Source organism: Vibrio sp. CUB2 (assembly GCF_001557945.1).
Taxonomy (GTDB): domain Bacteria; phylum Pseudomonadota; class Gammaproteobacteria; order Enterobacterales; family Vibrionaceae; genus Vibrio; species Vibrio owensii.
In genome coordinates, this window is record NZ_LNRB01000016.1 from 87,087 (window position 1) to 101,868 (window position 14,782).

Genomic DNA, 14,782 nt, shown 5'->3' on the forward strand with positions numbered 1-14,782 from the left:
CCTAGCTCAGATCATTTGAAGTGGTCAAAGCCACTGAGATCCCAATCAAGAGGTTGATTGTTATCATGCAGCTCAAACGTACCTTTTGGTCGTATCTGGCCAATGCACGTTACTTTACACCCAGTGTGCGACAAAGCACTTTGTAGTGAGCCATGGTTTTGCTCTGGCACGGTAAAGCACAGTTCGTATTCTTCACCACTGGATAAAGCATACTGCTGCGCGCTGACCTTATCATCTAAAAACTGAACCAATTCTGAAGATATTGGTAGTTGGGAAACATCCAAACTGACTCCAACCTCGGAGCGCTTAAGAATGTGCTTAATATCAGATATCAAACCATCCGAGATATCAATCGCCGACGACGCGAGTCCAACTAACGCTTGCCCTGCTAAAACTCGAGGCGTACTGAGATAATGTGCCTTCTCTAACTCAGGCGCAGCAACTCGAGTGCGTAATGTGTTATCGAGCACAACATCGAGCCCCGCTTTCGCATCACCAAGGTTACCCGTCACGTAAACCCAATCTCCGACTTTTGCACCTGAGCGAGTAAGAGCTTTACCCTCAGGTACAAAACCTTGCACCGTCAAGGTTAGACTTAATGGCCCCTTTGTCGTGTCACCGCCAATTAACTGAATCCCGAAGTAATCAGCAAGGTCAAAAAACGCATCACAGAAAGGCGCTAACCATGCTTCGTCAGGCTCTGGCATCGTCAATGCAAAACTGACCCAAGCCGGCGTTGCTCCCATTGCCGCTAAATCACTGATATTAGAGGCAAGCGCTTTGTGAGCGACCCAAGCAGGATTCGCCTCCGCGAGAAAATGAGTCCCCGCCACCAGCGTATCGGTACTAATAGCTATCTGCACATTCGCAGGCGCCTTTACTAACGCACAATCGTCACCCGCAGCGAGGTGCACGTCTTTACGCTGGCTTTGACGCCCAACAAAATACTTATCGATTAAACTGAATTCACCAGACATTGTTCACTGACTTTTTGATGTAAAAGTTTTTGATACAAAAAAGGTCAGCATGTGCTGACCTTTTTAATGAAGAAATCGTTATTTCTTACGTACGTGTGGCGCCGCTTTATCTAGCACACCATTTACAAATTTGTGGCTGTCTTCTGCCGCGAATACTTTAGCAAGTTCAATCGCTTCGTTGATTACCACTTTGTAAGGAACATCTTCGCGACGAGTCATCTCGTACATAGCAAGGCGAAGAAGAGCAAGTTCCATCATGTCTAGATCCTGCATTGGACGAGACACGTATGGACGGATTTTGCTATCTAGCTCAGAGTGGCTAAGTACAACACCGCTTAGTAGTTCACGGAAGTAAGCTACGTCTGTTTCTGGAGCAGCTAGTGCAGGCTCAGATGCGTGAAGTTCTTCTTCATCGTATTTGTCGCCAGACAAAAACTGTTCTTCGATCGTGGCAACATTATCTTTAGTAATTTGCCATGAATAGATCGCTTGTAGCGCGAATTGACGTGCGTTACGACGTGCGGCTGGTTTCACACTGGCCCCCATTAGGAATCAATTTCAGATAGTACATTAATCATTTCAAGTGCGCTTAGTGCAGCCTCTGCACCTTTATTACCAGCCTTGGTTCCTGCGCGTTCAATCGCTTGATCGATAGTATCAACAGTCAATACGCCGAATGCTACTGGAAGGCTGTATTCCAGAGAAACTTGTGCAAGACCCTTGTTACATTCACTACAAACATAATCAAAGTGTGGAGTACCGCCACGGATTACTGTACCTAGAGATACGATAGCATCGTACTTACCAGTTTTAGCAACACGTTGAGCTACTAGAGGTAGTTCTACGGCACCTGGACAACGAACAACAGTGATGTTGTCTTCGCTTACTTGTCCGTGACGCTTTAGTGTATCGATCGCACCAGAAAGTAGGCTTTCGTTAATAAAACTGTTGAAGCGAGAAATAACGATAGCAATTTTTGCATTTGGCGCTGGGAAGCCACCCTCGATCACTTTCATAAGCTTTCCTTTAACTCTATTTATAAGTGAAAATTGTTCATCAAGTGAGAATCGCCGGATTCTATCACAAATTTGTGAGCAATATCTAATGGAAATTGGAGACGAATCACGAGTTCCTAGCCACCACTATGCTAAGTGAGCTGACGACTAGGAACGGATCGCTTGGTAATTATTCGCAGATGTACTCAACGACGTTGAGACCAAATCCGCCAAGTGCGTGGTATTTCTTGTTAGTAGAAGAAAGCAGACGCATATCGTGGATGCCTAGATCAGCAAGGATTTGCGAACCAACACCAACACGACGAGATGTACCTTGCTTCTTCGCTAACGTTGGCGCTTCGCCTTTATCTTGTGCTTCAAACATTTTCACGCGATGGATAAGCAGGTCTGTTGACTCTTCGTTGCCAAGAACAACCAACACACCACCTTCTTCGCCGATGCGCTTCATTGCCTTCTCAAGAGTCCAGCTGCGTTCTGCATTACGGTCGCTGCGAAGCACATCCGTAAATACGTCTTGTAGGTGAACACGAACCAACGGCGCTTCAGATGCTAAATCACCTTTACACATTGCGTAGTGTACTTGGTTGTCGATCGTGTCTTTGTAAGTCACAAGCGTGAATTCGCCAAATTCCGTTGGTAGCGCACACTCAGCAACGCGTTCAATCGTTGTTTCTGTGTTGTTGCGGTATTCAATAAGATCCGCAATGGTGCCTAGCTTAAGATCGTGCTTTTCTGCAAACACTTCTAGGTCTGGGCGGCGTGCCATCGTGCCATCGTCATTTAGAATTTCTACGATAACCGATGCCGGCTCAAATCCAGCAAGACGAGCCAAATCACAACCCGCTTCTGTATGACCAGCACGAGTTAGAACGCCACCATCTTGAGCAGCAAGAGGGAAGATATGACCCGGCTGCACAAGGTCAGCCGCTTTCGCGTTTGGCGCAACCGCAGCTTGAACAGTGCGAGCACGGTCAGCAGCAGAAATACCCGTTGTTACACCTTCAGCCGCTTCAATAGAAACGGTAAAGTTCGTAGTGTATTGCGCGTTGTTGTCTTGCACCATCGGCGGAAGACCTAGGCTTTCACAACGAGCTTTAGTCATAGTAAGACAGATCAAACCACGACCATGCGTAGCCATAAAGTTGATAGCTTCCGGCGTAATGTGCTCGGCAGCCATGATCAAATCACCTTCGTTCTCACGATCTTCATCATCCATTAGGATGACCATTTTGCCCGCGCGAATATCATCAATAATCTCTTGTGGCGTGCTGATAGGCATATTCTGTTTCCCGTTATTCAAAAATTTATTATTGCAGCAGCAATGTGTTTAACGTCTTGGTTAGGCGTGGATGCTGGCTTTAGTTAGCAACGAGTTTGAACCTAACCTTTATTAAGTCAATTAACCTGATAACGTTCTGTGATTATGGTCTGCTTCGCTTAAGCAAAACCATTTTGCTGCAAGAATTCCATCGTGATGCGAGATTCTTGCTTCTCTTCCTTTTGACCTTGTAACAAGCGTTCCATGTAGCGAGCTAATACGTCTACTTCTAGGTTCACTTTACGGCCAACTTGGAACTGATCGATGGTCGTTTCTTCACTGGTGTGAGGAACAATCGTCAGTTTAAAACCATTCTTACGTAAGTCATTCACCGTCAGACTAATGCCGTCTACCGTGATAGAGCCTTTCTCTGCCACATACTTAGTGATTTCGGCAGGCATCTCTACCCAGAACTCAATCGCACGACCCACTTGGTTACGTTCAACAATCACACCCACGCCATCAACATGGCCTGAAACAATGTGACCACCAAAACGTGTCGTCGGCAACATGGCCTTTTCTAGGTTCACTTTATCGCCAACTTGGTACGCAGCAAAACCTGTTTTGTTCAGCGTTTCCAATGATAAGTCTGCACTGTAATAGTTGCTACCGAAGTCTACGACCGTCAAGCAGACACCATTAGTAGCGATACTGTCGCCTAACTTCACGTCAGCCATATCCAACTTGCCAACTTCTACCGTTACGGTGATGTCTTCGCCTTTTGGCGTAATCGCAGTTAGTTTGCCAACTGCTTCTACAATTCCTGTAAACATAATGCTTCTTTCTAGCTTTGGTTGCGTTTGACGGTTGCGGTGATGCGAATATCCACACCCACCATTCGAACGTCGGTAATAGTTAAGTCGATAACTTGCGCCATCTCAGTCAGGCCAAGCGCGCCAATCAAACCTCGTCCATCGCTGCCCATCAACTTAGGCGCAAGATAAACGATCAATTCATCTACAAGATTAGCTTTGATTAGTGAGCTCGCGAGTGTCGCCCCTGCTTCAACCCACAAATGGTTAATATGAGATATGCTTGCGGCCGCTTTAAGTGTTGCCGCCAAGTCGACTTGGCCGTTTTTATCTAGCTCAGGCGCAATATCGCCACCTTGGCTAACAATAATACGCTCACCATCGGTATTGAATAGCTTTAGATCATCGCTAAGTTGAGACTGACGATCCAGAATAACACGAGGGGGCTGGCGAACTTCATCTTGTGGGTAGCTCGCTTTTACACTGTTAGGCAGGTCTTCCCAACGCACATTCAGTGATGCATTGTCATCAATCACTGTTTTACTGGTTGAGAGAATACCGCCACTCAATGCACGGTAACGCTGCACATCTTGGCGAGCCTTTGGGGAGGTGATCCATTGGCTCTGGCCATTGCTGAGCGCACTTTGTCCGTCTATACTCGCCGCCATTTTTAGCTGAACGTATGGCATGCCCGTTTGCATAAATTTGATGAAGCCTTTGTTCAGCTCAATGGCTTCGTTTTCTAACAAACCAACCTGAACTTCTACCCCAGCATCACGCAGCATTTGGAAACCACGTCCTGCAACTTTCGGGTTTGGGTCTTCCATCGCACAGACAACACGAGCCACTTTGGCTTTGATTAACCCTTCAGCGCAAGGCGGTGTGCGACCATAATGAGAGCAAGGCTCCAATGTCACATAAGCCGTTGCGCCTTCGGCTTTATCACCCGCCATACGCATTGCATGGACTTCAGCATGAGGTTCACCCGCTCGGTGATGATGACCTTCGCCAACTATCTCACCGTCACGGACAATAACGCAGCCTACGTTAGGGTTGGGTGCTGTGGTGTAAATGCCGCGTTTCGCCAATTTGAGCGCACGCGACATCATTTCGAAATCTTGAGGGGTAAATACTGAAGAGAGAGATTGTTGAGCCATGATTCAATCAGTCTTCTAGGCGAGCAATTTCTTCACCGAATTCACGGATATCTTCAAAGCTGCGGTAAACCGATGCGAAACGGATGTAAGCGACTTTATCCAGCTCTTTCAATTGATCCATCACTAGATTGCCAATCATCTCACTTGGTACTTCACGCTCACCCGTTGCACGCAGCTGAGACTTAATCATGCTGATTGCGAGCTCGATTGAATCGGCACTAACCGGGCGCTTTTCTAGTGCGCGTTGAATACCACCAACCATTTTATCTTCGTCAAACGGTTCACGGTTGCCGTTAGACTTAATCACTTTCGGCATCACCAATTCGGCCGTTTCAAACGTGGTAAAACGTTCGCTACACGCCAAACATTGGCGACGGCGACGAACCTGATGGCCGTCCGCAACTAAGCGGGAATCAATTACTTTTGTATCGTTCTCAGAACAAAAAGGACAATGCATATCACCTCCAAATAGCATGCGATTGGGGTAGTCCCAAAAGCAAGACTAGTGTAGCGGAATTGCTATGTTAGAGAAAACAAAAAGGGGCATCTCAGCCCCTTTTCAATCAATAACAGACAGTTTCTGTTAACTGCGTGCTAGGTAGTTTGCTTTACCAACCCATTTGTAGCTGGTTAGTTCTTCTAAACCCATTGGACCACGTGCGTGCAGCTTCTGAGTAGATACCGCTACTTCAGCACCTAAGCCAAACTGTGCACCGTCAGTGAAGCGTGTAGCTGCGTTTACATAAACCGCTGCAGAACCGACAGAATTGATAAACAATTCTGAGTTCACCAAGCTGTTGGTCATGATCGCATCAGAGTGGCTCGCGTTATGAATACGCATGTGGTCAATCGCTTCTTTCACGTCTGCAACCACTTTCACGCCAAGTGTGTAGCTTAGCCATTCCGTATCAAAGTCACCTTCCGCTGCATCACGAATTTGTGTTGCTTGAGCCATCAGAGCTTTTGCCTTTGGTTCAGCCACGAAGGTAACTTTATCGTTCATGCGCTCTACGATCATTGGTAGGAATTGCGCCGCAACATCTTCATGTACAAGCAAAGTGTCTAGCGAGTTACATGCAGATGGGCGTTGAACTTTCGAGTTTTCAACTACGTTCAGAGATTTCTCTAAATCCGCAGATTCATCAACGAAGATATGGCTGATACCAAAACCACCAATGATCACCGGAATTGTGCTGTTCTCTTTACACATTTTATGCAGGCCAGCCCCACCGCGTGGAATGATCATATCAACGTAATCATCAAGCTTAAGCAGTTGAGAAACCAACTCACGGTCTGGCTTTTCAATGTATTGTACAGAGGCTGCTGGCAAGTTCGCTTTCGCCAATGCTGATTGGATAACTTTCACCAGCTCCATGTTGGAGAAGAACGTCTCTTTACCACCACGTAGGATGCTTGCATTGCCTGTTTTTAGACACAGTGCTGCGATATCGATGGTTACATTCGGACGCGCTTCGTAAATCACACCTACCACACCCAGTGGTACGCGACGACGAGACAGTGACATGCCGTTTTCTAGCACTTTGCTGTCGATTTCGCTGCCCACAGGATCGTTTAGGCTGATCACGTTACGAACGTCATTAGCAATGCCTGTCAAACGCTCTTCGTTAAGTAGAAGACGGTCTAGTAGCGCATCGGTTAGACCCGCTTCACGGCCGAGTTCGATGTCTTTTGCATTTGCAGCCAAAATCGTTGCTGCATTTGCTTCTAGCTCATCAGCGATGATCGCTAGTGCTTGGTTCTTTTGTGCTGTTGACGCTGTCGCCAATTCGAAAGCTGCATCTTTGGCAGCTTTACCCATATTTGTTAAATCCACTTTGCTTCCCTCAATCTATTCTTGAATGACGACAAGATCATCGCGATGAATCACTTCTGAGCCGTAGTCATGACCCAAAATAGAGATGATGTCTTTACTGTGCTTACCGGCAATTTTCGCTAGGTCTTCACTTGAGTAGGCGCTAATACCACGAGCAACCAATTTACCCTGTGCGTTTGTCACACGTGCAACTTCACCACGAGCAAAATCACCACTGACTTTTACAACGCCTTTTGCAAGTAGGCTGCTGCCTTTACCCACAACGGCGTTCACTGCACCATCATCGATAATGATGTCGCCCGATGCCGCAGGACCAGCTAAGATCCAACGTTTACGGTTTTCTAGTGCTTCTGAACAAGGTAAGAAACGTGTGCCTTGTGGCTCCGAACTCAATGAATCGAAGATAACATTTGGCGCACTACCCGCAGCGATAATGACCTCAATCCCCGCACGACGAGCAATATCTGCCGCTTGAAGCTTGGTTGCCATACCGCCTGTACCTAGCGTGGTGCCACTACCACCCGCAATTTTACGCAAAGTATCATCGATGGTTTTCACTTCTTTGATCAGCTCAGCATTCGGATCTTTACGTGGGTCTGCGGTAAACAAGCCCTTTTGGTCAGTCAGGAGCAGTAATTTGTCTGCACCACACAAAATCCCCACCAAAGCAGACAAGTTATCGTTGTCACCCACTTTGATTTCGTTTGTCGCAACTGCATCGTTTTCGTTCACGATCGGAATAATGTCGTTTGCAACCAGAGCATTGATGGTGTCACGTGCGTTTAGGAAACGCTCACGATCATCCAAGTCAGCACGAGTTAACAACATCTGACCAATTTTGATGCCATAAATGCCAAACAAAGACTCCCATGTTTGAATCAAGCGGCTCTGGCCAACGGCTGCAAGCAACTGTTTGCTCGCCATCGCGTTGGGCAGTGCGGGGTATCCAAGATGCTCACGGCCTGCTGCAATTGCACCAGACGAAACCATTACTACTGAATGGCCTTGTTTCTTTAGTTCAGCACATTGACGAGCCAGCTCTACCATATGAGCACGGTCTAACGCCAAAGTGCCGCCTGTCAGCACACTTGTACCCAGTTTCACAACGACGGTTTGTGGTTGTGAAATCACTGCATTCTGTTGATTCGTTGTCATGATGTCTTCTGAAATGAAAAACAAATAAAGAGTGAACGTTTTAGCAATCAAATGGGGATTTAACAAGCAGAAAAGGTGCGAAAACGCACCTTTTTGTCTTATAGAGGAAGAAAACAGCCAAATTAGGCGAAATCAAACGATTCTGTGTGATATTCCACTTCCAGTTTGAAATGCTCAGCCACTGTATCGATAAGCTTTTGATGGAAGGTACTCTGAGTGAGGTAAACTTCTTCTGTCACCTTATCTGGCAATGGTTCTGAGGTCCAATCCCCTTCTTTGTTGTATTTACCGATGTGGTATTTTGCCGTAAAGCCACCTTCAATGGACTCCAAGTCCATCCACCAGCCCCAAAATTCACGTTTTTCTGGTGACTTTTTATCGTCAACACAGACAGATAGGCAGTCAAAATAGTAATGCCCTTCTTGTGATTGTGGTTCGCGCAGGTAAGGACCTATCGCCTTCAACTTTGACATCAAGCGAAAGTGAGTCGGCCCTTGAGTCGTCTCTGACATAAGAATCTCCGTTTCCATAGTAAGGATATTGAGCTATCCAAGAATGATTATTATTTTTAATTATCATGAGCTTATTTTTTGCTCATCTATATCACTCTTAACTAAATTAGGAGATTTGTCATCTTAATAATTCCTCCTCCAACCACTTTATGGCCAAATCGAGGGATTGCTCATAACCTTTTGTAATTGTCTTGGAACTGATTTTCTTTGCCTGCCCATATTGGCTAAACAGCGCAACCAACTGGTTATCACTGTGCGGTGAAACAGGGTCGCCTTCCAAGCTCAGCGCAAGAATAGGCACCTTCGTTTTGCGGCTGCTCAAAAAGCCTTGTACCTTCAACGACCACGCCATCATCTGACCTGCCATGCTATTGATGTCCACGGCGCTCTTACCCAAACGAGACGCCAGCAGATCTAGGTACATCTTCGGCATCTGCTGCAGTTTCTTCGGTGAGGTAAACAGATCGTGTACCGGTGCGCCTAATGCTACACAAGCTTTGATCTTCTCCTGCTCAACGAAAGAAAGACGAATCATCGCATTGCCGCCGAAGCGGAAACCAATCAACCCCACCTTATGATGATCCACCCAAGGTAAAGAGAACAACTCATTGAGTACAGCTTGGTGCAGACAACTCGAGTCTTCCGTTAAAGGCCAATGTGAGCTGTGACCGACCGATGGCATATCAATGGTCAACATCGCAATGTCTTTTGGCGCAAGGTGATTACGGAACAAACGCCACATGTCGGTTTGCAAACTATCCAGTCCCGCACTGACCATGACAACAGGAAGTTGTTTATCTGTGCGTGGCAGATGTAAGTTCGCGATGATCTTACGCTTTTGGTAAGGCACTTCGATCTGCTTAATAACGTACTGAGTTTTCTCAGAACCTTCGGTATAAGCTTTGTTTGCCAACACTTGAGCTTGAGCCGCTAAGTTGTCGTTCTTTAAATGTGGATAGCCCGCAATACTGAAGCACAGTGATGCCGTAAACAGTTCATCAGCAGCCTCTTCACCTTTCATTTCACCCGCACGGCGCTGGTGTTCCATTCCAAGTTTGATCCATTCAAACGTCCAGTTACCGCTGTGGTAGCCCATGACAGTGTCGAGCCACTGGTCTTCGGTACGCGAATGCTTGGACGACGCAATCTTAGACAGAACACTTTCCATTTCGATTGGTGACAAACCTTGCCACGCCCATTGAAGGCGCCTTAAGTGGCGATACCAAGCGCGGTCGCCATGCTCTTCTCGCTCATCAAGAATCTTTTGGCTGGTCGGCATGTACTGAGTAAGTGCGGAGGTTTCTTTCGCTTGCTTGTGTTTTACAAACAAAGTTTCAGAGAGGTTTTTACTGACGTCTTCTGGCATAGGAAGAACTCTAGGCTGGTTGCGATAGCGTAATAATAATAAAAAAAATGCCCCTATAAAGGGGCATTTCTCAATATTCTTAGTGCAAACTTATTTTTGCTTACGGTTCACTGGCTCAGCAAACTGGATAGACATATCCCAAGGTTGCTCGATCCAAGTGTCTTGAGCGATGTCTACTACGTAATCGTCTAGTAGCTCAACACCTGCAGGCTTAGCACATACTGCGATAAGTTTCGCTTTCGGGTACATTTCACGTAGCTTGCGTGCTGTGTCACCGCTATCTACTAGGTCTTCAACGATTAGGAAACCTTCGCCGTCACCTTCTGGTGCTTTAACTACTGTCATATCACGCTGGTGATCGTGGTCGTAGCTAGAGATACAAATAGTATCAACGTGACGAATACCCAGTTCACGCGCTAGGATTGCACCAGGAACTAGACCACCACGGCTTACCGCCCAAATACCTTTCCATTGCTCAGCTGGCATTTGTTTCTCAGCCAGTTCACGGCAGTAAGACTGCATCGCATCCCAAGTGATAATGAATTTTTTACTCATTGTAATAACCTAATAATTTCAAAATATGCATCCCCTCTATCTAGCTGTTGGCGCTGAAATGGACTCAACAAGCTAAACTTTCCACACCAGAGGAAATGGGGGTTTCAAGCTGCGCAAACGATTATTCTACCGAAACCCATGGCTAATACCAACGCTGATATCAAAATTCTCCGCCAATTCCGCAGAAAAACCGAGTTCGGTGAACAATACAAATTAGAAAAGTGGATGAATTTGAATACAAATCCCCCACAAACAAAAAGCCAGTGCGAACTCAAGCTCGCACTGGCTTTTTTCAATCGTTGGAATTAACCGACCATGTATTTCACGATGAAGATAGCAGACATCACCCACACACTCATCGATACTTCACGGCCTTTGCCACTGAACAGTTTGATAGCAGCGTAAGCGATGAAACCTAGCGTGATACCTTCTGCAATCGAGAAAGTAAGAGGCATTACCAAACAAGTAACCACAACTGGCGCAGCTTCTGTTAGGTCACGCCAGTCGATACCAACAAGACCAGAAAGCATTAGGATCGCTACGTAGAACAGCGCACCAGATGTTGCGTAAGCTGGAATCATACCTGCTAGTGGCGAGAACAACAGAGCTAGAAGGAACAATACGCCAACAACCACAGCTGTTAGACCAGTACGACCGCCTGCTGCTACACCAGAAACACTCTCAATGTATGACGTCGTGTTAGATGTACCTAGTAGAGCACCTACTGAAGTCGCTGTTGAGTCAGCAAGTAGCGCTTTGTTTAGACGTGGAATGTTGCCGTTCTCGTCAGTTAGACCTGCTTTTTGTGAAACGCCAACTAGCGTGCCTGCAGTGTCGAACAAGTCAACGAATAGGAAAGCAAATACTACCGAGATCATGCCAACTTCGAACAGACCAGAAAAGTCTAGCTGCATGAAGGTTGGTGCAATGCTTGGTGGTGTAGACATGATGCCGCCCCATTGAACGTCACCAAAGATAAGACCAAGAATTGTCACACCCAAAATGGCAATCATAACCGCACCTTTCACACCACGGTGAACCAGCGCGATAGTCATAAAGAAGCCAATAGCCGCAAGTACAGATGGTAGCGAAGTGATGTTACCCATAGAAACTAGCGTTGCTGGGTTATCTACTACGATGCCTGCGTTTTTCAGTGCGATGAACGCAAGGAAAAGACCGATACCGGCAGAGATACCTGTACGAAGAGAAAGTGGAATGGAGTTGATGATCCACTCACGGATCTTGAACACACTCAAGACAATGAATAACAGACCAGAAACAAATACTGCTGCTAGCGCTACTTGCCACGTGTAACCCATACCCAACACAACAGAGTAGGTAAAGAACGCGTTTAGGCCCATACCTGGAGCCTGAGCGATTGGGTAGTTTGCTACTAAGCCCATGATGAAACAGCCAATAGCTGCAGCAAGACACGTCGCAACGAACACGGCACCACGATCCATACCAGTATCTGCAAGGATAGCTGGGTTTACAAAGATGATGTAAGCCATAGTTAGGAAGGTAGTGATACCTGCGATGATCTCAGTGCGCACGTTGGTGCCATTTTCACTAAGTTTAAAGAGCCTTTCGAGCATGATCGAATCCTGTAAAAGGTAAAAAAAGTAAACGGTTGCGTAATCGATTGGCTCGAATTATAAAGTTATCAAATAACAAATTCCAGATAGAATTTTCACTCTAATGGGATTTTTTTCTTCGGATATGAAACCTATTCGCTAGTGTTTTAAACAGGCTAAAAATTTAGGCCTTAATAAACAACAACTAACAGAGTTATGTTCTGTACAACCCAACGTGTACAAACTGAACAATGTATTAAACTTTCAAACGCAAACCGGAGGTTTTGGACGTAAAACACCCACAGAATTGGTCAGGAAATGAAATATGTGGAAGAAGCAGCAGTAGAATGCGAGCTTGGTGGCGAGAAAGTAGCCGAAGTTTGGAATTGCAGATAAAAAAACGCCACTCAATTTGAGTGGCGGTGAATCATGTCAGCACTATGCACTGAAAAAAAATTCCAATTTATAGGGGTGAACAAATTTGTTCGAGTCACATGCGTTGGCTTCAATTAGTAACCAAAGCTTGTTGGGTATACAAAGTTACCGGTGTAAACAGATTTACTGTTCCAGAACATTGCACTTGGTAAACCTTTCATAAATATCACCTTCTAAATCAATTAATACTGTTAATTTGGTTGATTTCTCGGTTCCTTGGAGGCGATAAACGGACTCATCCTTTGAGCATTTCATTCTTCTCTCAGAAGCTGGTTACAAATATACCACCAAGAAATTTAATTACAAGCATTTTAGTGACCAAAATCACAAAACATTGATAAATTGATCTTCATCAAGAATTAACTGTAATTAAATTACAGTTTAGTAAATTAAAAAATAGCAAAACTTTCAATTCATACTAAGTGCGTTGCATTAGTGTATTGCATTGTGTTCATAATCTGTGACAGTTCTAGGGCAAATCCTTTTCACCACAACTACTAGAACGGCTTTTGTGGTGGTATGCTGATGGCAATTTCAAGCCAATACCGATTAGCATTTACTGCTAAACACTCATTAAATTTACGGTTTAAATTTGGCAAAGCACATCAAAAGGAGTCTTCCGTGTCTGAATTCCATTCTGAAATCAGTACCTTATCACCTACTCCACTTTGGCAGTTTTTCGATAAGATTTGTTCAATTCCTCACCCTTCAAAGCATGAAGAGGCGCTAGCTCAGTACATTGTTACTTGGGCAACAGAGCAAGGTTTTGACGTACGCCGCGATCCAACTGGCAACGTGTTCATTAAGAAACCAGCTACTCCTGGCATGGAAAACAAGAAAGGCGTGGTTCTTCAAGCGCACATCGATATGGTGCCGCAAAAGAATGAAGATACTGATCACGACTTCACAAAAGATCCTATCCAGCCATACATCGATGGCGAATGGGTAACAGCAAAAGGCACAACACTTGGTGCAGACAACGGCATCGGTATGGCTTCTTGTCTTGCAGTTCTTGCTTCTACTGAAATCAAACACGGCCCTATTGAAGTGCTGCTAACGATTGATGAAGAAGCTGGCATGACTGGCGCATTTGGCCTTGAAGAAGGTTGGCTAGAAGGCGATATCCTTCTTAACACGGATTCAGAGCAAGAAGGCGAAGTCTACATGGGTTGTGCTGGCGGTATCGACGGCGCAATGACATTCGACATCACTCGCGATGCCATTCCAGCAGGCTTTGTTACTCGTCAGCTAACGCTAAAAGGCCTAAAAGGTGGTCACTCTGGCTGTGATATCCACACAGGTCGTGGCAACGCAAACAAACTGATTGGTCGTTTCCTTGCTGGTCACGCACAAGAGTTGGATCTTCGTCTTGTTGAGTTCCGTGGTGGCAGCCTACGTAACGCGATCCCTCGTGAAGCATTCGTTACGGTTGCTCTACCAGCAGAAAACCAAGATAAGTTAGCGGAATTGTTCAACTACTACACTGAGCTACTAAAAACTGAGCTTGGTAAAGTTGAAACTGACATTGTGACTTTCAACGAAGAGTTCGCGACTGATGCACAAGTATTTGCAGTTGCAGATCAACAACGTTTCATCGCGGCGCTTAACGCGTGTCCAAACGGCGTAATGCGCATGAGTGACGAAGTTGAAGGTGTGGTTGAAACGTCACTTAACGTTGGTGTTATCACAACAGAAGAGAACAAAGTAACCGTACTTTGCCTAATTCGCTCACTGATCGACTCAGGTCGTAGCCAAGTTGAAGGCATGCTTCAGTCTGTGTCTGAACTTGCAGGCGCGCAAATCGAATTCTCTGGTGCTTACCCAGGTTGGAAACCAGATGCAGATTCTGAAATCATGGCAATCTTCCGTGATATGTACGAAGGCATCTACGGTCACAAACCAAACATCATGGTTATTCACGCAGGTCTTGAGTGTGGTCTATTCAAAGAACCTTACCCGAACATGGATATGGTTTCTTTCGGTCCAACCATCAAGTTCCCGCACTCTCCAGATGAGAAAGTGAAGATTGATACCGTTCAACTGTTCTGGGATCAAATGGTTGCACTTCTAGAAGCAATTCCAGAAAAAGCGTAATCTTAACCAGATTCGATAAATACGAAAAAGGGTGCCG

General features: G+C 45.7%; 14 protein-coding genes. 1 reads left to right on the forward strand and 13 read right to left on the reverse strand.

From position 1 onward, the window contains the following. Positions 1–11: 11 nt before the first annotated feature. The 13 genes from thiL to ATB78_RS21750 form a co-directional block, all read right to left on the reverse strand. Positions 12–977 carry a thiamine-phosphate kinase gene (thiL, locus tag ATB78_RS21690; RefSeq protein WP_009705623.1) on the reverse strand — a complete coding sequence of 322 codons (966 nt, stop codon included), beginning with the start codon at positions 975–977 and terminating at the stop codon, positions 12–14. Positions 978–1,055: 78 nt separating this feature from the next. Then, complete coding sequence (gene nusB / locus ATB78_RS21695) at positions 1,056–1,523, reverse strand: transcription antitermination factor NusB (RefSeq protein ID WP_005440182.1); 468 nt, start codon at positions 1,521–1,523, stop codon at positions 1,056–1,058. Continuing rightward, the gene (ribE, locus tag ATB78_RS21700; RefSeq protein WP_005440184.1) at positions 1,523–1,993 is read right to left on the reverse strand and encodes a 6,7-dimethyl-8-ribityllumazine synthase; all 471 of its coding nucleotides are present in this window, start codon (positions 1,991–1,993) and stop codon (positions 1,523–1,525) included. The genes nusB and ribE overlap by 1 nt, the downstream gene beginning before the upstream one ends. A gap of 169 nt (positions 1,994–2,162) precedes the next feature. After that, positions 2,163–3,272, reverse strand: coding sequence for a bifunctional 3,4-dihydroxy-2-butanone-4-phosphate synthase/GTP cyclohydrolase II (ribBA, locus tag ATB78_RS21705; RefSeq protein ID WP_005440186.1), 1,110 nt, complete (start codon positions 3,270–3,272; stop codon positions 2,163–2,165). A gap of 158 nt (positions 3,273–3,430) precedes the next feature. Next, positions 3,431–4,084, reverse strand: a complete 654-nt coding sequence (locus ATB78_RS21710; RefSeq protein ID WP_061010462.1) for a riboflavin synthase — start codon at positions 4,082–4,084, stop codon at positions 3,431–3,433. 11 nt (positions 4,085–4,095) lie between these two features. After that, entirely contained in the window at positions 4,096–5,220 is a 1,125-nt protein-coding gene (ribD, locus tag ATB78_RS21715) for a bifunctional diaminohydroxyphosphoribosylaminopyrimidine deaminase/5-amino-6-(5-phosphoribosylamino)uracil reductase RibD (RefSeq protein ID WP_061010464.1), read from the reverse strand. 7 nt (positions 5,221–5,227) lie between these two features. Beyond that, positions 5,228–5,677, reverse strand: coding sequence for a transcriptional regulator NrdR (gene nrdR / locus ATB78_RS21720; protein ID WP_005424846.1), 450 nt, complete (start codon positions 5,675–5,677; stop codon positions 5,228–5,230). A 126-nt stretch (positions 5,678–5,803) separates the two neighbouring features. After that, positions 5,804–7,054, reverse strand: a complete 1,251-nt coding sequence (locus tag ATB78_RS21725; protein ID WP_027726718.1) for a glutamate-5-semialdehyde dehydrogenase — start codon at positions 7,052–7,054, stop codon at positions 5,804–5,806. 15 nt (positions 7,055–7,069) lie between these two features. Further along, positions 7,070–8,209 (reverse strand): glutamate 5-kinase, encoded by a 1,140-nt coding sequence (gene proB / locus ATB78_RS21730; RefSeq protein WP_005440196.1) that lies wholly within the window; start codon positions 8,207–8,209, stop codon positions 7,070–7,072. 122 nt (positions 8,210–8,331) lie between these two features. Next, complete coding sequence (gene crl, locus ATB78_RS21735) at positions 8,332–8,721, reverse strand: sigma factor-binding protein Crl (RefSeq protein WP_009705620.1); 390 nt, start codon at positions 8,719–8,721, stop codon at positions 8,332–8,334. A 118-nt stretch (positions 8,722–8,839) separates the two neighbouring features. Continuing rightward, positions 8,840–10,087, reverse strand: a complete 1,248-nt coding sequence (frsA, locus tag ATB78_RS21740; protein WP_041060356.1) for an esterase FrsA — start codon at positions 10,085–10,087, stop codon at positions 8,840–8,842. A gap of 90 nt (positions 10,088–10,177) precedes the next feature. Then, positions 10,178–10,642: an oxytetracycline resistance phosphoribosyltransferase domain-containing protein Tet(34) gene (tet(34), locus tag ATB78_RS21745; protein WP_005440202.1), complete on the reverse strand. Its 465-nt coding sequence runs from the start codon at positions 10,640–10,642 to the stop codon at positions 10,178–10,180. A 305-nt stretch (positions 10,643–10,947) separates the two neighbouring features. Then, a complete protein-coding gene (locus ATB78_RS21750; RefSeq protein ID WP_005440204.1) occupies positions 10,948–12,237 on the reverse strand; it encodes an NCS2 family permease in 1,290 nt (429 codons plus the stop codon). 1,035 nt (positions 12,238–13,272) lie between these two features. Here ATB78_RS21750 and ATB78_RS21755 point away from each other — a divergent pair. Next, positions 13,273–14,745, forward strand: coding sequence for an aminoacyl-histidine dipeptidase (locus ATB78_RS21755; protein WP_039841822.1), 1,473 nt, complete (start codon positions 13,273–13,275; stop codon positions 14,743–14,745). Positions 14,746–14,782: the final 37 nt, after the last annotated feature.